Origin of the sequence: Streptomyces sp. TLI_146 (genome assembly GCF_002846415.1) — a bacterium.
Lineage (GTDB): Bacteria > Actinomycetota > Actinomycetes > Streptomycetales > Streptomycetaceae > Streptomyces.
Genome location: NZ_PJMX01000001.1, coordinates 7,679,406 through 7,702,557, shown reverse-complemented (window position 1 = coordinate 7,702,557; position 23,152 = coordinate 7,679,406). Strand labels below are relative to the sequence as shown.

Here is a 23,152-nt window from a genome sequence, read left to right as displayed (position 1 = left end):
CTACCCCCCGACGAACTCCTCGGCCCCGTACCGCACCTGCGCCTTGTTCCAGTCCACGCCCAGCTCGCCCACGAACTTCTTGGCGAGGGGGAGGTCGGCGACGGGGGCGATCAGGATGAGGCGGCCGTCGCGGGCGGTCACCGAGCCGCCGCCGAGTTCGTCGCGGGCCTCGGGGTCCGCCAGGAGGGCGTCGTGCAGCTTGCGCGAGGTCACTCCGGTCGCCTCGATGTCGACCGCGTTGGTCTCGGGCGAGGTACGCGGGAGGTGGCGGAACGTCAGGACGGACTCCTGCTTGTACTGCTTGCGGATGACGTCCGCGATGTGGTGCAGCCCGGCCGCGCTGACGTGGTTGACGTCGAACTCGCGCGAGCGCTCGTACGTCGCCTGCTTGAGGTCGGACGACCAGAAGACGCCGTCCAGGAGCGTCGAGCGCCCGGCCTTCGCGCCCTGGGTGCGGATGACCTCGCGGACCTCGTGGTCGAAGCGGACCAGGCGCGCCTTGAGGCGGGGGTCGGCGGGGTCGGTGATGGTGGCCGTGTTGTCGGTGGCGAAGATCTCGGCCGTCGCGGTGGTGTGGCCGGACCCGGTCGAGGAGGGGGCCGACGCCGCCGCCGTGCCCGCGCCGGTCGCGCCCAGGGTCAGCGCGCCGACCGCCGCGAGGGTGCCCAACCGTCGATTCATTCCCGCAACTCCCTGGCCCGAGGCCCCCGTGGGCCGTGTGGTGCTGCGCCGGTCGACGCACGGGGATCACGGTAAGGGGCGCGAGGGGGCGCCTTCCGGGATATGTACACGTATGGCCGATAACCGATGTGGGATCTGCGCAGCCGGCGCCTAGAAGAACACTCCGCACCTCAGCAGCACATTCGCGTACGGCCGCGCCTCCCCCGTCCGCACCACCAGCCGCGCCCCCGACGAACGCGCCTTCAGCTCGTCGTGCGCGACCAGTTCGAGGCGGGGGAAGTGCGCGGCCAGCAGGCGCGCGGTGGGCGGGTTCGCCTCGTGGACCTCGTGCGCGGCGGTCGCGCCCTCCACCACCAGCTCGGCGAGGAGTCCGTCCAGGACCTCGGCGAACGACGGCACCCCGGCCCGGAAGGCCAGGTCGACCACGCGCGGGCCGGGCGGGATGGGCATGCCCGCGTCGCACACCAGGACCCCGTCGCCGTGCCCCAACTCGGCCAGCGCGCCCGACAGATGACGGTTGAGGATGCCGGTCCTCTTCACCGGGCGAAGACCTCCTCGGCGGTGGGGAACGACTCCTGCGCCCCCTGCCGGGTGACGGCGGCCGCGCCGACCCGCGCGGCGAAGGCGGCGGCCTCCGCCAGGCTCTCGCGCAGGCTCAGCCGCCACGCTAGGGCGGCGGTGAAGGCGTCGCCCGCGCCGGTGGTGTCGACCGCGTCGACCCGTGGGCTCTCCACGCGGACGAACGAGCTCGTGCTGCCGGCCGCGACCAGGGCGCCCGCCGCGCCCAGGGTGATGACCACCGAGCGCGGACCGCGCAGGAGCAGCGCCCGCGCCCAGTCCTCGGGTTCGGGGCCCGCCGAGGAGCCCAGCAGGAAGCGTGCCTCGTGCTCGTTGACGATCAGCGGGTCGCAGGCCGCGAGGACCTCGGCGGGCAGCGGCCCGGCCGGCGACGGGTTGAGGACGAACCGGCTGTCGAACGCGAGGCTGCGGACCGTCTCGACCACCGTCTCCAACGGGATCTCCAGCTGCGCGGAGACCACCCGCGACGCCTGGAAGAGGCTGGCGGCGGCGCGTACGTCCTGGGGGGTGAGGCGGGCGTTGGCGCCGGGCGAGACCACGATGCTGTTGTCGCCCGACGGGTCCACCGTGATCAGCGCGACCCCGGTGGGCGCCCCGCCGACGAGCATGCCGACGGTGTCGACGCCCGCCGCCCGCTGGGAGTCGAGCAGCAGCCGTCCGTACCCGTCGTCGCCCACGCGCGCGAGGAGCGCGGCGCGCGCCCCCAGGCGGGCGGCGGCCACTGCCTGGTTGGCGCCCTTGCCGCCCGGGTGGACCGCCAGGTCCGAGCCGAGGACCGTCTCGCCGGGACCGGGCCGCCGGTCGACGCCGATGACGAGGTCGGCGTTGGCGGACCCGACGACCAGGAGGTCGTAGTCGTACATCCCTGTCCTGCTTTCGCTGAGGGGCGGGTGGGGCTGACTGGCGGGTGGACCGTCAGGAGAAGTCGGCGACGTTCTGCCGGGTGACGACCTTGACCGGGACCTTCACGGTGCTCTGGACCGCGTCGCCATTGGCCGCTTGTACCGCGTTGCGGACGGCGATGCGGCCGAGTTCGGCGGGCTGCTGCGCGACCGACGCGTACAGCGTGCCCGCTGCGACCGCCTTCAGGCCATCGGGCGTACCGTCGAAGCCGACCACGGCGACCGATGTGCCCGCCTTGGCGCCCAGCGCCTTGATCGCGCCGAGTGCCATCTCGTCGTTCTCGGCGAAGACTCCGGTGACGTCGGCGTGCGACTGGAGCAGGTTGGTCATGACGTCCAGGCCCTTGGTGCGGTCGAAGTCGGCGGGCTGGCGGGCGACGACCGTGATGCCGGGGTACGCCTTGATGCCCTCGGCGAAGCCCTGGCCGCGCTCGCGGCTCGCGGAGGTGCCCGCGGTGCCCTGGAGGACGACGATGCTGCCCTTGCCGCCGAGCTTGTCGGCGAGGGTCTTGGCGGCGAGCCTGCCGCCCGCGACGTTGTCGGAGGCGACCAGGGTGGCGGTCTCGGCCTTGTTGACGCCCCGGTCGGCGGCGACCACCGGGATGTCCGCCTTGTTGGCGCCGCGCACGGACGGCCCGACGGCGTCCGAGTCGACCGGGTTGACGATGATCGACTTCACCCCGGCGCCGGTGAAGTTCTGGATCTGGTTGGCCTGTTGGGAGGCGTCGTTCTGGGCGTCGGTGACCGTGAGGTCGACTCCGGCCGCCTTCGCCTCCGCCTTGGCCCCGGCCGCCATCTGCACGAAGAACGGGTTGTTGAGGGTGGAGAGCGACATGCCCACCTTGGTGGACGCGCCGGACGAGCCGGTGTTCACGAACGACAGGGCGCCCAGGACCGCAGCCAGCGCGACGGCCGCGACCGCGAGTTTCGCCGCGCCCCGCCTGCCGCCGAAGCCGCCGCCCGCTCCCGTCGCGGCCGCCCCCGGTGCGGCCCCGGCGCGGCGGCGCGCCGTGTCGAGCAGCACCGCGAGCGCGATGACGACACCGATGACGACCTGCTGCCAGAAGGCGGAGACCGACAGCAGGTTGAGGCCGTTGCGCAGCACGGCGAGGATCAGCGCGCCGATGAGGGTGCCGGACGCCTTGCCGACGCCGCCGGACAGGCTTGCGCCGCCGATGACGACGGCCGCGATCGCGTCGAGCTCGTAGCCCTGGGCGGCCTGCGGCTGCGCGGAGACCAGCCGGGAGGCGAGCACGATGCCCGCGACGGCGGCGAAGAGGCCGGAGAGCGCGTAGATCGCGATCTTCTGCCGCTTGACCCGAAGCCCGGAGAGCCGGGCCGCCTCCTCGTTGCCGCCGATCGCGTACATGGAGCGCCCGATGTACGTACGGGACAGGATCAGGGCGGTGAGCAGGCCCATGACGACCATCACGATCACCGGGACCGGCAGGTGGCCGCCGAGGGTGTCGCCGACCTTGGAGACGGACTCGGGGAAGGCGATCGGGCTGCCCTGCGAGATGACCAGGGAGAGTCCGCGGCCGACCGAGAGCATGGCCAGGGTGGCGATGAACGGCGGGAGTTTGCCGTACGAGACGAGGGCGCCGTTGACGACGCCGCAGGCCAGTCCCGTACCGATGGCGAGGACGACCGCGAGCCACACCGGCAGGCCCTGCTTCGTCGCCGTCCACGCGAGCACGGTCGCGCTGAGCGCGGCGACCGAGCCGACGGAGAGGTCGATGCCGGCCGAGACGATGACGAAGGTGACGCCGAAGGCGAGGATCACGGTGACGGCGGCCTGGACGCCGACGTTGAGCAGGTTCTGCGTGGTCAGGAAGTCGCCGGAGAGCAGCGACATCGCCACCGCCAGGACCACCAGGGCGCTCAGCGCCCCGTTGTCGAGCAGCAGCCGGCGGACCGCGAGGGCGCCGCTCGCGCCCGTGGTGTTCCGGAGCGTGTCAGTGGCCACGGGAGCCCTCCTCTTCGTGCGGTGCCGGGGCGGCCGCGGGGGCGGCGCCGACGGCGAGTTCCATGACCGCTTCCTGGGTCGCCCGGTGTGCCGGGAGTTCACCGGCGATCCGTCCCTGGGCCATGACCAGCACCCGGTCACTCATGCCGAGCACCTCCGGCAGATCGCTGGAGATCATCAGGACGGCGTGCCCGGAGGCGGTCAGTTCGTTGATGAGCTGGTAGATCTCGACCTTGGCGCCGACGTCGATGCCACGGGTCGGCTCGTCCAGGATGAGCACCTTCGTCTCGGCCAGCAGCCATTTGCCCATCACGACCTTCTGCTGGTTGCCGCCGGACAGGGTGCGCACCTGCTGGCCGAGTCCGGCCATCCGTACGCCCAGCTGCTCGGCGATCCGTGCGGCGGCCACCCGCTGTCCCTCGCGGTCCACGAGCCCGGCGCGGGTGGCCGAACGCAGGGTGACCAGGCCGAGGTTCTCCTGTACGGAGGCGTCCAGCAGGAGCCCCTGGCCCTTGCGGTCCTCGGGGACGAGGCCGATCCCGGCGCCCATGGCGGCGTTCACGTCGTGCCGGGGCAGGCGTGCGCCCTGCACCTCCACGGTTCCGCTGTCGTAGCGGTCGGCGCCGAAGACCGCGCGGGCGACCTCGGTGCGGCCCGCGCCGACCAGCCCCGCGAGGCCGACGACCTCACCGGCGCGCACCTCGAAGCCGACGTCGTGGAAGACGCCGTGGCGGGTGAGGCCGCGCACCGACAGCAACGGGGCACCGACATCCGGGCGTTCGCGGGGGTACTGCTGGTCGATGCCGCGTCCCACCATCAGCCGGACGAGTTCGTCCTCGGGGGTGGAGGCCGGTACCCGGCCGACGCTCTTTCCGTCGCGCAGCACGGTGACGCGGTCGCCGAGGGCGGCGATCTCTTCGAGGTGGTGGGTGATGAAGACGACGCCCACCCCGTCCGCCCGCAGCGAGCGGACGATGGTGAAGAGCTTGTCGACCTCCTCGGAGGTGAGGACGGCGGTCGGCTCGTCCATGACGAGCACGCGCGCGTCGAGGCTGAGCGCCTTGGCGATCTCGACCATCTGGAGCCGGGCGATGCCCAGTTCACGTACGCGCGCGTGGGGAGCGACATCCACGCCGACCCGCTCCAGGAGCACGGCGGCGTCCGCCTCCATCCGCTTGCGGTCGATCAGCCCGAAGCGGCGCGGCTGACGGCCGAGGAAGATGTTCTCGGCGACCGTGAGGTCGGGGACGAGGTTGAACTCCTGGTGGATGGTGGCGATGCCGAGGCGTTCGGCGTCCTGGGCGCCGTGGACGCGCACTTCGCGCCCGTCGACGAGGATGCGGCCGCTGTCGGGGCGGTGGGCGCCGGAGAGCATCTTGATCAAGGTGCTCTTGCCCGCGCCGTTCTCGCCGAGCAGGACGTGCACCTCGCCGCGGCGCAGCTCGAAGTCGACGCCGTCGAGCGCGACCACGCCGGGGAAGGCCTTGCGTATGCCTTCGACGCGCAGCAGGTCGGGGGAAGCGCTCACGGCTTGCTCCTACGGGTCGGGGCGTGCTCGCCGCAGGAGCTGCGGGCGACCAGGCGTGCGGGCAGGGTGACGGACTGCGGGGGCCGCCCCTCGATCCGGTCGACCAGGGCGCGGACGGCGGCCCGGCCCAGCTCTTTGGTGGGCTGCGCGATCGCGGTGATCGGCGGATCGGTGTGGACGAACCACGGGATGTCGTCGAACGCGGCGAGCCCGATGTCGTGCGGCACGCGCAGTCCGTGCGCCCGGATCGCGTCGAGCGCGCCGAGCGCCATCAGGTTGTCGGCGGCGAAGACGACTTCGGGCGGCTCGGGGAGCGCGAGGAAGGCCTCGGTGCTGCGGCGGCCGCTGTCGGCCTGGAAGTCGCCGTGGCCGATACAGGCCTCGGGCAGCGCCAGGCGGTGTTCGCGCAGGGCGTCCCGGAAGGCCTCGACGCGCTCGCTGCCGGTGGTGGTGGCGGCCGGGCCCGCGATGATGGCGAGCCTGCGGTGGCCCAGGCCGTACAGATGGGCGACCAGGTCGCGGATGGCGGCGCGGCCGTCGGCGCGTACGACGGGGACGTCCACGCCGGGGATCCAGCGGTCGACGAAGACCATGGGGGTGCCCGCGCGGGCCGCGTCCAGCATCAGCGGGGAGCCGCCGTCGGTGGGCGAGACGAGCAGCCCGTCGATCCGGCGGTCGAGGAGCGTGCGGACGTGGTGGTCCTGGAGCTCGGGCCGCTCGTCGGCGTTGCCGATGATGACGCTGTAGCCGAGCGCGCGGGCCTCCTCCTCGACGGAGCGGGCCAGTTCGGTGAAGTACGGGTTGAGCACATCGCTGATGACCAGGCCGAGGGTGCGGGTCTGGTCGGTGCGCAGCGACCTGGCCACGGCGTTGGGCCGGTAGCCGAGCGCGTCGACGGCGGCGAGGACGCGGGCGCGCGCCTCGGGGCTGACGGACGGGTGGCTGTTGAGGACACGGGAGACCGTGGCGACGGAGACACCCGCGCGGGCCGCCACGTCCTTGATGCTCGCCATGCGCCGCACCACCTCCTGGTGAGCCCGGTACGAGCCCCGTGGAATCGATTACACGGAGGATTGGAATCGATTACAGGCGCCCGGACAAGCCCCTGCCCGCGCTCCGAGATCCGATCGTGATGAAGCTGCGCTCAGATGAGCGGCGAGGCGGGTGGGGGGCGGCGAGGCCCGGGAAGCGGCTTCCGCTTCGGCGGCCCGGCGGCGGGCCAAGACCCCTCATACGCCCCAACTACTGGTGCCTCTGCGGCAGTTGATGAACACTCTTCCCCTGTTACGTGCCGGAAAAGCTCTTCCACTCGTCGCGCGCCGGTCGCACCGGCCGCGTAAGGAGCCGTCCATGCGTACAGGGAGATCGAGAGGGATGCGTACGGCCGCGGTCGCCCTCCTGGCGATCGCGGGACTGCTGGTCCCGGGAGGCCCGGCCGCCGGTGCCGGGGCCCAGGAGGAGGACGACGAGGGCGGTCCGGCCGCCCCCGCCGAATACAGCTATCTGCAGAAGGCGATACCGGGGCAGCCGCTGCCCCGGCACGCCTACGACACCGCCGCCGCGCAGGCCGCCGCACTGCCCGCGACCGGCGGCGGCTGGCAGCCCGTCGGGCCCACCAACATCGGCGGCCGGGTCGTCTCGCTGGCCCTCGACCCGCACCACGCCGACACCCTGTACGCGGCCGCCGCCAGCGGCGGGGTGTGGCGCTCGGCCGACGCGGGCAGGACGTTCACCCCCGCGTGGCCCGAGCGCGGCACCCAGGCCATGGGCGCGCTCGCCGCCGCTCCCGACGGCACGCTCTACGCCGGAACCGGCGAGCCCAACCCGGGCGGCGGCAGCGTCACGTACGAGGGCACCGGCGTCTACCGCTCCACCGACCAGGGCCGCAGCTGGCGGGCGGTCGGGCTGCGGGACTCGGCGGCCGTCGGCGCGCTGGCCGTGGACCCGCGCAGACCGCGCCGGGTGCTCGCCGCGGCGACCGGCTCGCTCTACAACCCGGGCGGCGACCGGGGCGTGTACCTCTCGGAGAACGCGGGCGGCTCCTGGCGGCGGGTGCTCGACGTGCCCAACGCGTTCACCGGAGCCGTCGACGTCCAGCGCGACCCGGTGGACCCCGACCGGGTCTACGCCGTGCTGTGGGACCACCGGCGCGAGCCGGACAGACGCACCTACGGCGGTACGGGCTCCGGCGTCTACCGCTCGGACGACGGCGGCGCCCACTGGCGGCGCCTCGGCGGCGGGCTGCCCACGGCCGACTCGGGGCGCATCGGCCTCGGCATCGCCGCCTCCGAGCCCGGTCGCCTCTACGCCATGGTCGGCGCCACCGACGGCACCTTCGGCTCCTTCCTCACCTCGGCCGACGGCGGCGACACCTGGGCGAGGCTGCCGGACAACGCGGCTCTCAAGGAGTCCCAGTCCAGCTACTCGTGGTGGTTCGGCAAGGTGTGGGTCGACCCCACCGACGCCCGGCACGTCCATGTGGCCGGGGTGGACCTGCTCACCACCAAGGACGGCGGGACCACCTGGACGGAGCAGGACACCGTCCACGCCGACCAGCACGTCATGCTCTGGGACCCGCGCACACCCGGCCGCGTCTACCTCGGCAACGACGGCGGTGTCTACCGCTCCGACGCACGGGGCGACGGCGGCTGGACCAAGGCGGTGTACGAGCCGTGGACCCAGCTCTACACCGTGGCGGCGACCCCGCAGGACACCGAACGGATCTCCGGCGGAGCCCAGGACAACGGCTCCCTGCGGTCCTGGGGCGGCGACCGCTTCAACGAGTACCTGGGCGGCGACGGGCTGCAGAACCTGATCGATCCCACCGACGTCAACCGGGTGTACGCCTGCTACCAGTACGGGAACTGCTTCCGCTCGACGGACGGCGGCGCCACCCTCACCGAGTACACCGACTCCACCACCGCCGACCGGCGCAACTGGCTCACCCCCGTCCAGTTCGACCCGGTGGACCCGAACGTCCTGTACTACGGCGGCAACCGCCTCAACCGGTCCACCGACGGCGGCGCCACCTGGCAGCCCATCAGCCCCGACCTCACCGGCGGCCCGGGCCACGACACATACCCCTACGGCACGATCACCACGGTCGCGGCCGCGCGTGACGGGCACACCGTCTGGGCGGGCACGGACGACGGGCGGGTGTGGGTGACCCGCGACCTCGGCGCGCACTGGGCCCGGGTCCTCTCCGGGCAGCCGTGGGTGACCCGGATCGCGGTGGACCCGGACGACCCGTCGACGGCGTACGTCTCGCTCTCCGGGTACCGGTCGGGCTCCTCGCAGCCGCATCTGCTGCGGACCCGGGACGCGGGCGCGAGTTGGAGCGATCTGTCCGGAAACCTTCCCCAGGCCCCGGTGAACGACGTGGTGATCGGCGGCCGGAACACGCTCTATGCCGCCACCGACCAGGGTGTGTTCGTGAGCGGCCGGGGCGGGTGGCGGCGGCTCGGCGGCGGGCTGCCGCTGGTGCCGGTGTCGGACATCACATACGACCAGGTCCACCACCGCCTGGTGGCGGCCACCTTCGGCCGCGGCTTCTACAGTCTCCGTACCGAACAGTAGATTTGACGAATCGTCAGGCCCCCGTCGGCACGGCCGGCGGGGGCCTTCGCACGCCCGGGTACGGCGCGGTCGACCGTGGCCGGTTCACATCGGTCCCGCCCGGACACTGCACCGATGCGATCTCGCCATGTACCGTTCAAATGCGTGTCGTCCGGCGGTACCCCAACTGCCGTTCTACGCGCGCAGACTGGGCGCCCGCACCGCCTCTCCCCCACCCCTCATGGAGGTAGCAGGATGCTCCGACCCCGGAGTTCCCCAAGATCACGGCAGAGACTCGCGACCGCGCTCACCGCGTTCGCCGTGTTCGGCGCCGGTACCGCCGCGCTGGCCGTCACCGCTCCCCCGGCGGCCGCGGCCACCACCCCGCACCGCGTGCTGTTCGACAACTCGAAGGCCGAGACCGCCGGCAACGCCGACTGGATCATCGGTACGAGCCAGCCGGACCCGCTGGGCCAGAAGGCCAGCCCCACGACCGAGAAGGACTGGACCGGCGCACTGTCCTCCTGGGGCGTCGCGCTCCAGAAGACCGGCGGCTACTCGCTGAAGACGCTGCCTTCCGGCAACACGATCACCTACGGCACGTCGTCGGCGCTCGACCTGCAGAACTTCGACACGTTCGTGCTGCCCGAACCCAACGTGCTGCTCTCGGCGTCCGAGAAGACCGCAGTCATGAAGTTCGTCCAGAACGGCGGAGGTCTCTTCATGATCTCCGACCACATCAACTCGGACCGCAACAACGACGGCGCCGACGCGGTCGAGGTCCTCAACGACCTGATGACCAACAACAGCGTGGACAGCACCGACCCGTTCGGGTTCTCCATCGACTCGCTCAACATCGGCACCGACAACCCGAGGGCCGTCTCCAGCACGACGGACCCGGTGCTCAACGGCTCCTTCGGCAAGGTCACCGGCAGCATCATCCGCAACGGCACCACGGCCACCCTGAAGCCCGCGGACAACCCGGCCGTCAAGGGTCTGGTGTACCGCACGGGCTCCTCGGGCAACACCGGCGCGTTCTTCGCGACCAGCACCTTCGGCAGCGGCCGGGTGGCGTTCTGGGGTGACAGCTCGCCCATCGACGACGGCACCGGCCAGTCGGGCAACACCCTCTACGACGGCTGGAACGACCCGGCCGGCACGGACGCGGCCCTCGCCCTTAACGGTACGGAGTGGCTCGCGGGCGCCGCGGGCTCGGGCAGCGGTGGAGACGGTGGCGGGACCGGCGGCACCTGCACCGCCGCCCAACTGCTCGCCGACCCCGGCTTCGAGTCCGGCACCTCGGCGTGGTCGGGCACCAGCGGTGTGATCACCGACGACTCCGGCGAGGCCGCGCGCACCGGCACGTACAAGGCATGGCTGAACGGCTACGGCTCGGCCCGCACCGACACGCTCTCCCAGTCGGTGACGATCCCGGCGGGCTGCACCAGCGCGAAGCTCAGCTTCTACCTGCACGTCGACACGGCCGAGACGAGCACGACGACGGCCTACGACACACTGAAGGCGCAGGTGGTCAACGGCAGCGGAACGGTGCTGTCCACCCTCGCCACGTACTCCAACCTCAACGCCGCCAGTGGCTACACGCAGCGGACCTTCGACCTCGGCGCGTACGCCGGGCAGACGGTCACCGTGAAGTTCACCGGCACCGAGGGCTCCCAGCTCCAGACGTCGTTCGTCATCGACGACACGGCGCTCGACGTGAGCTGACCCCGGGGTCGCGTCATACGAACCGCCGTCCACCCTTCGCGGGTGGGCGGCGGTTCGTGCATGTCCGGACGCCCTCGTCATGGCTCTTGTCTTGTCGGGCGCCGCTCATTACCGTCCCGTAGCCACCGCGCACCGCGATTGTCATGCCCCCCACAAGATCATCCGGAGTGACGATGTCCTTCTACCGAACGCTCGGCTCCCTGGCGGCCGTGGTGACCCTGGCCGTGGCCGGGTCCGCCGCGACCGCGACCGCCTCCGCGCCCCCGTCGGCCTCCGACGCCGCGACCGGGGCGAAGTCCTCCGGCGCGACCGGGCTGCGCGAGGTGCTGTTCGTGGGCAACAACTGGGACGGCACCGCCGACGTCGTCGAGTCCAGCGGCGCCCTGGCCCGGATCGGGCGGATCAATGTCATTCCGGACAAGGATCAGCGGATGACCGAGATCTACCTCAACCCGATCAAACTGGCCTACTTCCTCGGCATCAGACAGGGACCGGGCGAGGGCCACGACCAGTTCGTCGACGACATGTACTCCACGCCCGACGGCTCCGCCGTCGTGGTCTCCCGGCCCAGCTTCGCCGACGTCGTGTCCATCGACCTGGCCACCGGACACATCAACTGGCGCTTCCCCGTGTCGGGTTACCGCTCGGACCACATGGCCGTCTCCCCCGACGGCACCCGGGTCGCCGTCTCCGCCTCCACCTCGAACACCGTGCACGTCCTCGACATCGCAAGCGGCAAGCAGCTCGGCTCGTTCGCGACCGGCGACAAACCGCACGAAAACGTCTTCACCGACGGCGGCAGGTATCTGTGGAACATGGCGATCGGGGACGTCAACACGGCGCTCGACGACCCGTGGCTGGACTGGACGAAGGGCGACCGGCACATCACCGTGGTGGACGCGCACACCTTCAAGCCCGTCAGGACCATCGACATGCGCGACCGGCTCGACGCGTTCGGCCGCAAGGACCTCTCCGACGCCGTGCGGCCCGTGGTCTTCACCCCCGACGAGTCGAAGCTCTACTTCCAGGTGTCGTTCTTCAACGGCTTCCTCGAATACGACATCGCGGGCGACCGGATCACCCGCTCCAAGACGCTGCCCAAGAACCCGGCCACCAGCGAGGACCGCACCACCTGGGTCAACGACTCCCGCCACCACGGGCTGTCGATCAGCCCCGACGGGGCCAAGCTCTGCGTCGCCGGGACGATGGACGACTACGCGACGGTCGTCGACCGTACAACGTTGCGAGAAGGCCCGCTGGTTCCCGCCTCCAAGCCGTACTGGGCGACGGTGAGCGGGGACGGCAGGTCCTGTGTCATCTCCGAGGCCGGGGCGGACCGGATCACCGCGATCGACTTCGCGACCGGGCAGAAGACGGTGTCCGTGGCGGTCGGTGACCATCCGCAGCGGGTGCGCATCGGCCATGTCGCCGCCGACTGGACCGGCCCCTCGGCCCGCTGACACCCCCGCACCGGCCGCGGCCCCGGCGGGGTGAGAGGATCACACCCCGGCCGACCTGCTGGAACATGCACGTTTCCCCCCGTACATGGAGAAGCCACCGCACCTACGCGACAAAAGCACCGTCCCCGCGCTGTGATCACCAGCACAGTGCGCGGGCGGCGCAACCAACCTCGCCGTGCGCGCATCTGGACCAGTGGCACACAGAAGGAACACAGAGAACACACAGTCCGTCGCCCTCCGTTCGGTCGGGTGGGGACGATTGTTAAATCTGAGTTCCAAAGGCACACAAGCCGAACAAACACCTTTACATGCACATGTCAGGCGTAGCAGGGTTCGCTCGGGGCCACACAGTCCCCGCGGTGCTCAAGGGCACCGTGCGTACGGGCGGTTGTAGCCGGCCGCCCCCGCAACACATAAGGACCCTCCATAGTGCGTACACCCCACATACGCAGACTGGCGATCGCCCTGGCCGTCACCACGGCCGCGACCATCACGGCAGGGGGCGTGGGCACCGCCGTCGCGACCTCCGCCACCACCGGGACTTCCTCCGTCGCCTCCGTCAAGTCCGCGCAGTCGGCCGTGGACGCGGCGCGCGCCGCCGCCTTCGCGCACGCGGCCGCCACCGGTGTCTCCAAGGACGACACCCTGACGGCCACCGACACCCTGATCGACCCGGACGGCAAGCAGCACGTCCGGTTCGTCCGCGCCCACAAGGGCCTGCCGGTCCTCGGCGGCGACCTGGTCGTCCACCTCGACGCCAAGTCCGCGTACCTGGACGTGACCCGGGCCACCCGCAAGCAGGTCGCCGTCGCCGCCAAGGCCCCGAAGCTGACGGCCGAGCAGGCCAAGGCGAAGGCGGCCTCGGTGGCGAAGGGCGACGCCGGCTCGGCCGAGCTGGTCGTCGACGCGCGCGCCGGCCGCACGGCGCTCGCGTACCAGATCAAGGTCACCGGCAGCAAGACCACCGAGGCGGGCGGCGCCCGCACGGTCGTCGTCGACGCCGCCACCGGTGCCGTGCTCAGCAACGCCCCGGTCAACGACCAGTTCGTCTCGCCGCAGCTGAAGGCGAAGCTGCGCCAGCGCGGCGAGAAGGTCGCGCCCCTGACCGGTGCGACCGCCTCCTCCGGTGCGGCCGCCACGGCGTCCCCGGCCCGGCCGTTCAACCCGCCGAAGACCGCGGGCATCCCCTCGCTCGGCAGCGGCAACTCGCTGTTCGTCGGCAAGGTCCCGCTGAACACGCTGAAGACCGGCTCCAGCTCGTACCTGCTCAAGGACGCCTCGCGCGGCAACACCGAGACGCGCGACGCGGGCGGCCGCGAGGTGGTGCAGTTCTCCCAGGGCAAGCCGTTCACCAGCACCAACAACACCTGGGGCAACAGCGCCCTGAGTAGCCGTCAGACGGCCGCCGTGGACGCCCAGTTCGGCGTCGCCAGCACCCTCGACTTCTACAAGAAGGTGCTGGGCCGCAACGGCATCAAGAACGACGGCGTCGGCGCCCGCGCGATGGTGCACTTCGGCACCAACGTCGGCAACGCCTTCTGGTACTCGGACTGCGGCTGCATGCTCTACGGCGACGGTGACGGCCAGACCTTCACCAAGCCGCTGGTCGTGCTCGACGTCACGGGCCACGAGCTGAGCCACGGCGTCGTCGACGCCACGGCCAACCTCCAGCCGACCCGGGTCGACGCGAACGACAACCAGTTCGGTGAGGCGGGCTCGCTCAACGAGTCGCTGGCGGACATCTTCGGCACCGCGGTCGAGTTCCAGACCAACAACCCGAACAACCCGCCGAACTACCTGATGGGCGAGAAGCTGGGCCTGGCCCAGACGTTCCTGCGCCGTCTGGACAAGCCGTCGCTCGACACTCTTGAGGGCACGGTCGACTACTGGTCGCCCGCGTCGTACGACACCGAGGTGCACGCCGGTTCCGGTGTCTCCTCGCACGCGTACTACCTGCTCGCCGAGGGCAGCGGCAAGAAGACGATCGGCGGCGTCGACTACGACTCGCCGACGTACGACGGCTCGACCGTGACCGGCATCGGCCGGGACAAGGCGACGCAGATCTTCTACCGCGCCCTGTCCCGCTACATGGTCTCCACCACCGACTTCCACGACGCCCGCACGGCGACGCTGAAGGCGGCGACCGACCTGTACGGCGCGAGCAGCGTCGAGTACAAGACGGTCGACAAGGCCTGGGCCGCCGTCAACGTCACCGCGGCCAACACGCCGAAGCACTGACACGCGACACAGTTCCCAGGAGGCGCCCCCGCGGAACCCGCGGGGGCGCCTTCGCCGTTCGATGACCGGATCCCGTCGTCCCAGCGGCGAAGCCGAGCCATTTTCTTGACGGGATCCTGCCAAGCGGGGCGCCGCTCCCCCATGCTGCGACGCGGCGCCCACCCGGCGCCCCGAGAGCGAGGCGCCACCGCGCCCGCGTCGCCGACCGAGGGGCGGACAGCAGATGCACCGACAGGGAAACCGCAGCGCCGGACGCACGCACACCACCCGACGCGGCCGGGCCGCGCTCGCGGCGGCCGTACTCGCCGTGTCGGCCGCAGTCGCCGGCCTGACCGGCGCCCCACCGGCCGCCGCCGACTCGCCCGCGCCGGGCACCGGCACCGGGGTCCACGACGGCAAGGTGGCGCTGACGACCACCAGAACGGCCACGTCGTACCTGCTCCAGGACCCGACCCGGGGCAAGACCGACACCGTCGACGGACAGACCCACGCCATCCTCACCGATGCCGACAACGTGTGGGGCAACGGGCTGCCGACCAACCTCCAGTCCGTGGGGGTGGACGCCCAGTTCGCGGCGGCATCGGTGTGGGACTACTACAAGTCGTCGTTCAACCGCCTGGGTGTACGCAACGACGGCAAAGGGGTGCGCAGCGTCGTGCACTACGGCTCCAACTACCCCAACGTCTTCTGGAGCGACACATGCGGGTGCATCAACTACGGTGACGGGCCGGGCAACGCACACCCGCTCACCGCTCTCGACATCGGCGCCCACGAGATCACGCACGGCCTCACCTCGGCCACCGCGGGGCTCGGCTACAGCGGCGAACCCGGCGCCCTCAACGAGGCCACTTCGGACATCTTCGCCACCATGGTCGAGTTCCACGCCGACATCCCGGCCGATGTGCCGGACTACTTCATCGGTGAGAAGCCCGACTTCAACGGCAACGGCACACCCCTGCGCTACCTGGACCGCCCCTCCCGGGACGGCGTCTCGCCGGACTACTGGTCACCGTCGCTGCCCACCCTGGACCCGCACTACGGCTCCGGTGTGGCCAACCACTTCTTCTTCCTGCTCGCGGAGGGCAGCGGCCCCCGGGTGATCAACGGGATCTCGTACGACAGCCCGACCGTCAACGGCGCCAAGCTCCTCGGCATCGGCCGCACCAAGGCGGCGGCGGTCTGGTACCGCGCCCTGACCCAGTACCTGACCTCCAACGCCAACTACCGTGCCGCCCGCACCGCCACACTCGCCGCCGCCCGCGATCTGTACGGGGCGACCGGCGCCGAGTACGCGGCGGTGGCGGCGGCCTGGAGCGCCGTCAACGTGAACTGACCTCGGCCCGGGGGGCCGCCCCGCGAGGGGTGGCCTACCGGTGTCGCCCGTCTCATCCCCCGGCGCCCGCCTCCCGCACCGACAGCGGCGTGGCGATGTCCTCCAGCGCCTTGCCCTCGGCATCGACGGCGAAGAACGCGGCCACCATGCCCGCCACCGTCATCAGGGCCGCGCCGACGCAGAACGCCAGGACCGCGTCGTCGACCACTCCGCTCGACGTCAGGTCCGAGAACACCAGCGGCCCCGAGATGCCGCCGGCCGCCGTGCCGATGGCGTAGAAGAACGCGATCGCCATCGCCCGCGTCTCCATCGGAAAGATCTCACTCACCGTCAGATACGCCGAACTGGCGCCCGCCGACGCAAAGAACAGCACCACGCACCAGCACGCGGTCATCGTGGTCGCGTTCAGCCACCCCTGGCTGAAGAACCACGCCGTGACGAAGAGCAGGGCGCCGGAGAGCAGATAGGTCCCGGCGATCATCACCTTGCGCCCGACGGTGTCGAAGAACCGGCCGAGCAGCAGCGGCCCGAGGAAGTTGCCGAAGGCGATGACGGCGAAGAAGTAGCCCGTCGCTCCGCTGGAGACGTCGAAGAACTTCACCAGGATCGAACTGAAGCCGAACGTGATGGCGTTGTAGAGGAAGGCCTGCCCGATGAAGAGCGCGAAGCCGAGCACCGCGCGCTTGGGATAGGAGCGGAAGAGCGTCCGGGCGATCTCGACGAACCCCACGCTCTCGCGCTGTTCGATGGTGATGGGCCGCCCCGGCGCGGGCAGCGGCTCGCCCCTCTCCTCCTCGACCTTCCGCTCCACGCCCTCGACGAGCTCCTCCGCGCCCTGCTCGTGGCCGTGGATGAACATCCAGCGCGGGCTCTCCGGCACATGGCGCCGCACCACCAGGATGACCAGGCCGAGCACCACGCCGAGGCCGAAGGTGAGCCGCCAGCCGAGGTCCTTGGGGAAGATGTCCGTGTTGAGGGCGAGTACGGAGAGCAGCGCGCCGCCCATCGCGCCGAGCCAGTAGCTGCCGTTGATGATCAGGTCCACCCGGCCGCGGTACTTGCTGGGGATGAGCTCGTCGATCGCCGAGTTGATGGCCGCGTACTCCCCGCCGATGCCGAATCCCGTCAGGAAGCGGAACAGGAAGAACCACCAGGCCGAGAAGGACAGCGCGGTCATGGCGGTGGCGGCCAGATAGACGGCGAGGGTGACCAGGAAGAGCTTCTTGCGGCCGTACCGGTCGGTGAGCCAGCCGAAGAACAGCGCGCCGGAGCAGGCCCCGGTCACGTACAGCGCGGCGCCGAGGCCGGTGACCTGCGCGTCGGTGATGGCCAGGCCGCTGCCGTCCTCGGAGAGGCGGCTGGCGATGTTGCCGACGACGGTGACTTCGAGGCCGTCGAGGATCCAGACGGTGCCGAGCCCGATGACGATCATCCAGTGCCAGCGCGACCAGGGCAGCCGGTCCAGTCGCGCGGGGACTTCGGTGGTGATGGTCCGGCCGCGCGCCCCGCTGTCCACCGTCACACCGTCCATGCGTGCCTCCCTGACTCCTCCGGGCCCCTGAGCACCGGGAATGCGGACATGCCCGCCACGGGTACCCGAAGATCATCGCGATTAACCGCGCGAACTCCGTACGTACGGGCGCCCCGCTCAGGCCCGGGGCAGCGGCCGGGCATACGTGACGTACTCGCGGTGGGCGGTGAAGCCCAGCCGTTCGTAGAGGCCGAGGGCGCCGGACGGGTTGGCGGTGTCGACGGTGAGCGAGGCGCTGTCGTAGCCGTGGGTGAGGGCCGCGTCGAGGGTGGCGGCCATCAGGGCGGGGGCGGCTCCGCGGCCCCGGTGCGAGCGGCGGGTGGCGAGGTAGCCGATGTGGCAGTCGCGGGTGCCGTCGGCGGCGGTGTCGGCGTCGTACTCCTCGGCGATCAGATACGCCACCACCTCGTCCCCGTCCAGGAGCAGCCGCGACAGGGCCGGGCGGAAGGAGCGAGCGCCCACCACCCAGGTCCGCCAGTCGGTCCCGTCCATCTCGGTGAAGTCCCAGTGGTCCCGGAAGGCGTCGTTGTGGGCCAGCCGGGTGGCCTCGTCGTACGCCGGCTCGAACGCCACGAGCCGCAGCCCCTGCGGCACGCCCCCGGTCATCGGGCGGCCGGTGGTGAGCGGGTGGGTCATCTCGAACCACCAGCGGCAGGCCGTGAAGGAGGCGCTCGCCGCCAGCGCCTCCAGGTTCGGGTCCCGGGACTTCCCGCTGATCAGGAGCTCGCCGGGCAAATGCGTGAAGCCCTCGGCGTAGAGCGCGCGGGCGCGGGAGTCCATCCAGGCGACCAGATGGCGGCCGAGCCCCTGGCGCCGCCACTCGGGCCGGACCGCCGCGTCGCCGCGGAAGCGGGCCGCGTCCACGGCGCCCTCCGGGGTGTGCACCAGGGCGTACGCGACCATCCGCGCGCCGTCCCACAGCGTCAGGGTGTCCCGCTCCGAGTCCAGCTTGGGGTTCTCCAGCTCTTCGGCGAGGTCGTCCGCGTCGACGTGGTGGCCGGTCCGGTCGACCCGCTCCGCGTCGACGCGCAGGTCCAGCCAGGCGGGCACGTCGGCCTTGTCCATCGGCCGCGCCAGGAACCCCCCGGGTGCGATGTGCGACGTGGTGTTCACCGCTCCATAGTCGGGTGCGCGCGACGGCCCCGCCCGCCGAGCCCGCTGGCCCGTCCGGGTGGAGTGCGCGCGGCGCGGCGCCCCGTCACCGTATGAAATGACAGCGCCTGTCAACCTAGGGCCCCGTGTCCACGACGCGATCCGCATTCCCTTCGCGCGCTCCCCGCCGGGCCCTGCTGCGCGCCGCCGTGGCGGGCGGGCTCGCCGGGCTGGCCACGCCGACGGCCCGTGCCGCCGGGCGGGCCCCGTCCGCACCGGGGGCGCCGCCGACCCAGATCCTCGCCTGCGACCAGGCGTCCCAGTCGGTGCTCCTCCTCGATGCGACCAGCGCCTACTGGCGTTCCGGGAAGACCGACCGGACGGCGCGGGCCGCCGATCTGCTGGCGCTGTGGTCCTGGACGCCCGTGGCCGACCCCGGCCTCGCGGATCTCGATCCGAGGAGCGGCTGGCGCAACGTCAGCGAGGCCAAGGCCCGCTCCACCTCCTCCGGCCCGCTCCTGCTGACCTGTGCCTCCGGCGGTTTCGTGGCGGCGGTCCAGCATGAGGGCGCGGCGGTGTACTGGGCGGCCTCGCTGCCCGCGTGGACCAACCCGCACACCGTCGAGCTGCTGCCGGACGGCAATATCGCGGTGGCGGCCAGCACCGGCGGCTTCGTCCGCGTCTACACCGCCTCGCAGGGCCCGCGCTCCGGCGTGCACGCCTCGTTCGCGCTGCCGGGCGCGCACGGGCTGCTCTGGGACGCGGGCAGCGGGCTGCTGTGGGCGCTCGGCACCGGGCTGCTCGTGGGCCTCGCCGTGGAGGGCGGCGCGGCGAGCCCGCGGCTGACGGCGGTACGCAGCTATCCCCTGCCCGAGCCCGGCGGCCACGACCTGGCGCGGGCCCTCGGCGCGGACACCCCGATATGGCTGTCGACGAGCGGCCATGTGCGCCAGTTCGCCGCCCGTACCGGCGCGTTCGTGCCGTACCCGAACCAGAGCGCCGTCGACCGCCCGACCGTCAAGAGCGTCAGCCAGCACCCGGTCACCGGGCAGATCCTGACCGTCAGCCCCGAGCCGGGCGCACCCTGCGCCTGGTGCACCTCGCGCATCCGCTTCCACGGCCCGGGCGGCGAGGAGGAGCTCAGGGGATCGAGCCTGTACAAGGCGCGGTGGTGGACGGCCGACCGGGCATGACGTCCGGCCGCCCAGGAGCGGCGGCCGGACGTCGACGGGGGCGTTCAGAACGCGGTCACTGCCGCACGGTCCAGTGGTCGTTGGCGCCCGCCTGGAGGAACTTCAGGGGCGGGCACAGGAAGTCCCGCCCGGACGGGTTCGCCTCGGTCCACGGGGAGTCGGCCGGCCGCGCGGGCTTCCACACGCCGTTCTTGCGCAGCTGGATCGTGCTGCTGTCGAAGACGGTGTTCCTCGCCTCGGTGCAGTAGTAGCCCACGCCGGTGGCCGGGTTGACGCTCGCGTATATCTCGAAGATGTCCCAGCCGTAGTCCAGGTCGCTCTGGTCCGTGCCGGACTGGCGGTAGAGCAGCTCCCACTGGGCGGTGCGGTGGTTGTACAGGTACGAGGACCAGCGGTTGCCGGATCCGGCGTCCTTGACGAGCTGGATGCTGAAGGCGGGGCGGCCGTCGACGGCGGTGGTGTACTTCGCGCGGAAGTCGGCGTCCAGGGGCAGGATCTTGGCGGGCCCGCCGTCCCGCGAGCACCAGTCCCAGGCCCACAGCTCGTTGCCGCTGTTCCAGTACGCGGTGACCACTTCGATGCAGGAGTTCTGCGCCTTGGTGGTGGGCGCGTAGGTGAAGTTGTCCGCGTTGCTCACGCGGTAGGCGGTGTCGACGCTGTGGGTGGCGGTGATGCCGTCGTGGGTGCCGGGCTGCGGGAAGATCCCCCACCAGTTGTGGGTGAGGGCGGCGGCGCGCGCGTGGCGGTGGGCGGTACGGCCGTCCCTGAGCGCCGCGACGGCGCGGTCGCGGCCCGCGTCGCGGCCGGGGGTGCGGGCTCCCGCCACGGCGCCGTGGTGCGGGGCGTCGGGCGAGGGGGCGGCGCCGGGGTGTTCGGCGGGCCGGGCGGCGGCGGTCCCGGCGCTGTGCACGCCGCCCAGGGTGGCGGCGACGAGCAGGGCGGCCGCGAGGGCGGTTCTCGCGGATCTGGCAGACCTCGCTCGGGTGGGCGTGTGTCTGTTCACGTGGCTCCTCCAGACCGGACCGGGATCCGGACGTCATGGGGTACGACGGTGGGGGTGGGAGCACGGTCCGGCGGCGGCGCGGGATGGTGCGCCGCGGCGGAACCGGATAAGCGACTGTAATGTCCATGTCATTGACAGAACTGTCAATAGCCGCAGGAGCCACACGCATTCACGCGGGATGCTTTCGAGCCGCGCCCGCTCCGGAGGACCGGGGCGGGCGGCAGGCTCAGGAATCCGTTCCCCCCGTCGGGCCTACGGAGCGCCGTGGTCCAGACACGGACACTCCCGGCCGCACCAGCGGCAGGCCGGGGCCGGTGACGTCGGCGCGAACAGCAGGTCCAGGACCGCGTCCACGTCGTAGCCGTCCAGCTCACTCCCTTCCGGAACGAGTTGGTACGTACGGGAAAGGAACTCCGCGACGTCCTCCAGACCGGCGAGCAGGTCGGCGCTGCCTTCGTCCGAATCCAGCCTGATCCGTAACCCCCCGTCGCCGCAGTACCAGACCCGCACATCCCCCAGGCCGACCGGGCGGCGGGACGTCAGCCCCTCGGCCACCAGGTCCCGGCCCATCGTCCAGGTGGTGTGGGTGCCGTTGCCGCACACGAAGTCCACGGACACCGCGAGCGGGTCGTCGGAGTCGTACGTCATCACGGCATCCACCGGCGTCATGGCATCACCCCCCTCGTGCAGCAGCTCCACATACAGCGGTACGCAGATCTCTTCCATGTCTCCCCCCTCGGGACGGGCACCAGCGTCGTCTCTATGTCCTCTATGACGAAATGGACAGTGGTGTTAGTGACGGATTCCACCACCTCACATACGCACCGCGCGCCAGAACCGACTCAACTGCCCCCATCGCCCGCCGAAAACATGTGAGCGCGCCCCCGGTCAAGGGGGCGCGCCGGACACACGGGCTCCTCGGAGCGACTCAGCACGCCCCTTCGTCCAGCCATACACCCCACTCGCCGGTGGTCCCGGGCTCCTCGTTCCGGGTCCACCACTTGGCCTTCCACTTGTGGCCCTTGTGGGAGACCTCGTTGCCCGAGGTGTAGATCGCGGCGCTGCTCCACGCCGCCACCGAGCAGCTTCCGGGCGGCGTCGTGGGAGGCGTGGTGGGCGGGTCTGTGGGCGGCGTGGCACCGGCGAACCGCACCGCGTACTTGGCGAAGTCCCAGTCGGCCTGGGCCACGCTGCTGCATGTGCCGGAGGTGGTGCCGTTGTTGTCGGGTGGCGAGCACTGCCGGTCGCGGTTGAGCGACCAGAAGGTGAAGCGGTCCATGCCGTGGCCGGTGGCGTAGTCGAGGACGGTCTGGAAGTCGGCCTGGCGGAAGTACTCGCCGGTGTCGCTGCGGCCGTTCATCCCGGAGAAGCCCTCGTGGGCGTAGGCGGTCGCCGCGCTCCAGCCGAACGTCGACCGGAGGATGGAGTTGAAGTTGGTCAGCGCGCTCGTCTGGGCGGCCGCGCCGTTGAAGCCCCCGTCGAACGGCATGATCGAGAAGTTGTCGGGCACAAAGCCCTGCGCCTTGGCCTCGTTGAGCATCTGCTTGCCGAACCAGCCGGTGCCGTCGGCGGTTCCGGCCGTGGTCACCGAGACGTAGAGGCCGGGGTTGTTCTGCTGGAGGATCTTGGCGGCGCCGATCTCATGGGCGATGGCCGTGCCGTTCTCGTACTCGGGCTCCTCCAGGTCGAAGTCGATCGCCTTCAGCTGGTACTTGGTGATGACCTGCTGGTACGCGGCCGCGGTGCTCGACGCGTCGGAGCAGGTCTGGCCGAGCTTGGTGCCGCCGTAGCCGCCGACAGAGACGGACACGTCGCCGCCCTTGGCCCTGATGGAGGCGATGACGGAGGCGACCGCCGTGTCGGAGGAGACGGGCGCCGTACCGCCCCAAGTGGGGCCGCATCCGCCGCCGTTGGGGGCGAGGACGAACGCGAGCTGGAACGCCTTGAGGCCGGTGGCGTCCATGATGGCCCCCGCGTCGGGCGGGTTGTTGTCCAGCGGCATCAGATACGGCGCCGCCGCGTACCACCGGTTGCTCAGCGCGGCTGCGGCGGCCGGCGCCCCGGACGCCTGGCCCGCGACGAAGGCCGAGAGGCCCGCCGTGGCGAGCGCGGCGGTGGCGGCACCGCAGAGGAGAGCGCGAAGACGCTTCATGTCCAGGTCTCCTGGGTGGGGGGAGTTCCCCGGAGTCCCGAGGGGACCCCCGGGGGGATGGGTTCCCAGCAGAATCGAGCCGTGTCCGGGGCGCGTCAACGACTTGGACTAGACCATGGGGAATCTTTGAACCTGCGACGGGATAGGTGAACTCGCGCCGCACGGAACGGAGGGGCGGCCTGCCCGCCCGCGCGCCGCGCGACCCTCATTGTCA

17 protein-coding genes are annotated in these 23,152 nt (G+C 71.6%); 6 read left to right on the top strand and 11 right to left on the bottom strand.

Annotated elements, in window-relative coordinates:
* The 6 genes from BX283_RS34255 to BX283_RS34230 form a co-directional block, all read right to left on the bottom strand.
* Positions 1–681 carry a hypothetical protein gene (locus BX283_RS34255; protein ID WP_101391287.1) on the bottom strand — a complete coding sequence of 227 codons (681 nt, stop codon included), beginning with the start codon at positions 679–681 and terminating at the stop codon, positions 1–3.
* Positions 682–831: 150 nt separating this feature from the next.
* Positions 832–1,221 (bottom strand): D-ribose pyranase, encoded by a 390-nt coding sequence (gene rbsD / locus BX283_RS34250; RefSeq protein WP_101391286.1) that lies wholly within the window; start codon positions 1,219–1,221, stop codon positions 832–834.
* On the bottom strand, positions 1,218–2,123 hold the full coding sequence (locus tag BX283_RS34245) for a ribokinase (protein ID WP_101391285.1): 906 nt from the start codon (positions 2,121–2,123) through the stop codon (positions 1,218–1,220). The genes rbsD and BX283_RS34245 overlap by 4 nt, the downstream gene beginning before the upstream one ends.
* A 52-nt stretch (positions 2,124–2,175) precedes the next feature.
* Positions 2,176–4,128: a substrate-binding domain-containing protein gene (locus BX283_RS34240; protein ID WP_101391284.1), complete on the bottom strand. Its 1,953-nt coding sequence runs from the start codon at positions 4,126–4,128 to the stop codon at positions 2,176–2,178.
* Positions 4,118–5,656, bottom strand: coding sequence for a sugar ABC transporter ATP-binding protein (locus BX283_RS34235; protein ID WP_101391283.1), 1,539 nt, complete (start codon positions 5,654–5,656; stop codon positions 4,118–4,120). The genes BX283_RS34240 and BX283_RS34235 overlap by 11 nt, the downstream gene beginning before the upstream one ends.
* A complete protein-coding gene (locus BX283_RS34230; protein WP_101391282.1) occupies positions 5,653–6,669 on the bottom strand; it encodes a LacI family DNA-binding transcriptional regulator in 1,017 nt (338 codons plus the stop codon). Before BX283_RS34230 ends, BX283_RS34235 begins: the two co-directional genes overlap by 4 nt.
* A 337-nt stretch (positions 6,670–7,006) precedes the next feature.
* On the opposite strand from BX283_RS34230, the gene BX283_RS34225 reads away from it, so the two are divergent.
* The 5 genes from BX283_RS34225 to BX283_RS34205 all read left to right on the top strand — a co-directional run bounded on the left by BX283_RS34225 (position 7,007) and on the right by BX283_RS34205 (position 15,967).
* Positions 7,007–9,232: a sialidase family protein gene (locus BX283_RS34225; RefSeq protein WP_218976537.1), complete on the top strand. Its 2,226-nt coding sequence runs from the start codon at positions 7,007–7,009 to the stop codon at positions 9,230–9,232.
* Positions 9,233–9,466: 234 nt separating this feature from the next.
* Positions 9,467–10,936: a hydrolase gene (locus tag BX283_RS34220; protein WP_101391280.1), complete on the top strand. Its 1,470-nt coding sequence runs from the start codon at positions 9,467–9,469 to the stop codon at positions 10,934–10,936.
* Between the two features lie 173 nt (positions 10,937–11,109).
* The gene (locus tag BX283_RS34215; protein ID WP_101391279.1) at positions 11,110–12,396 is read left to right on the top strand and encodes a YncE family protein; all 1,287 of its coding nucleotides are present in this window, start codon (positions 11,110–11,112) and stop codon (positions 12,394–12,396) included.
* 429 nt (positions 12,397–12,825) lie between these two features.
* Positions 12,826–14,634, top strand: a complete 1,809-nt coding sequence (locus BX283_RS34210) for a M4 family metallopeptidase (RefSeq protein ID WP_101391278.1) — start codon at positions 12,826–12,828, stop codon at positions 14,632–14,634.
* A 223-nt stretch (positions 14,635–14,857) separates the two neighbouring features.
* Positions 14,858–15,967 carry a M4 family metallopeptidase gene (locus BX283_RS34205; RefSeq protein WP_101391277.1) on the top strand — a complete coding sequence of 370 codons (1,110 nt, stop codon included), beginning with the start codon at positions 14,858–14,860 and terminating at the stop codon, positions 15,965–15,967.
* Between the two features lie 52 nt (positions 15,968–16,019).
* On the opposite strand, the gene BX283_RS34200 is transcribed toward BX283_RS34205, so the two are convergent.
* A complete protein-coding gene (locus BX283_RS34200) occupies positions 16,020–17,498 on the bottom strand; it encodes an MFS transporter (protein ID WP_101391276.1) in 1,479 nt (492 codons plus the stop codon).
* A 117-nt stretch (positions 17,499–17,615) separates the two neighbouring features.
* Complete coding sequence (locus tag BX283_RS34195) at positions 17,616–18,611, bottom strand: GNAT family N-acetyltransferase (RefSeq protein ID WP_143676529.1); 996 nt, start codon at positions 18,609–18,611, stop codon at positions 17,616–17,618.
* Between the two features lie 125 nt (positions 18,612–18,736).
* On the opposite strand from BX283_RS34195, the gene BX283_RS34190 reads away from it, so the two are divergent.
* Entirely contained in the window at positions 18,737–19,783 is a 1,047-nt protein-coding gene (locus BX283_RS34190) for a DUF6528 family protein (protein ID WP_143676528.1), read from the top strand.
* Between the two features lie 55 nt (positions 19,784–19,838).
* On the opposite strand, the gene BX283_RS34185 is transcribed toward BX283_RS34190, so the two are convergent.
* From BX283_RS34185 to BX283_RS34175, 3 genes are all read right to left on the bottom strand, one after another.
* Positions 19,839–20,786 (bottom strand): carbohydrate-binding protein, encoded by a 948-nt coding sequence (locus tag BX283_RS34185; RefSeq protein WP_101391273.1) that lies wholly within the window; start codon positions 20,784–20,786, stop codon positions 19,839–19,841.
* Positions 20,787–21,038: 252 nt separating this feature from the next.
* Positions 21,039–21,512, bottom strand: coding sequence for an SsgA family sporulation/cell division regulator (locus BX283_RS34180; RefSeq protein WP_101391272.1), 474 nt, complete (start codon positions 21,510–21,512; stop codon positions 21,039–21,041).
* A gap of 202 nt (positions 21,513–21,714) precedes the next feature.
* Positions 21,715–22,938: a carbohydrate-binding protein gene (locus tag BX283_RS34175; RefSeq protein ID WP_101391271.1), complete on the bottom strand. Its 1,224-nt coding sequence runs from the start codon at positions 22,936–22,938 to the stop codon at positions 21,715–21,717.
* Positions 22,939–23,152 lie beyond the last annotated feature (214 nt).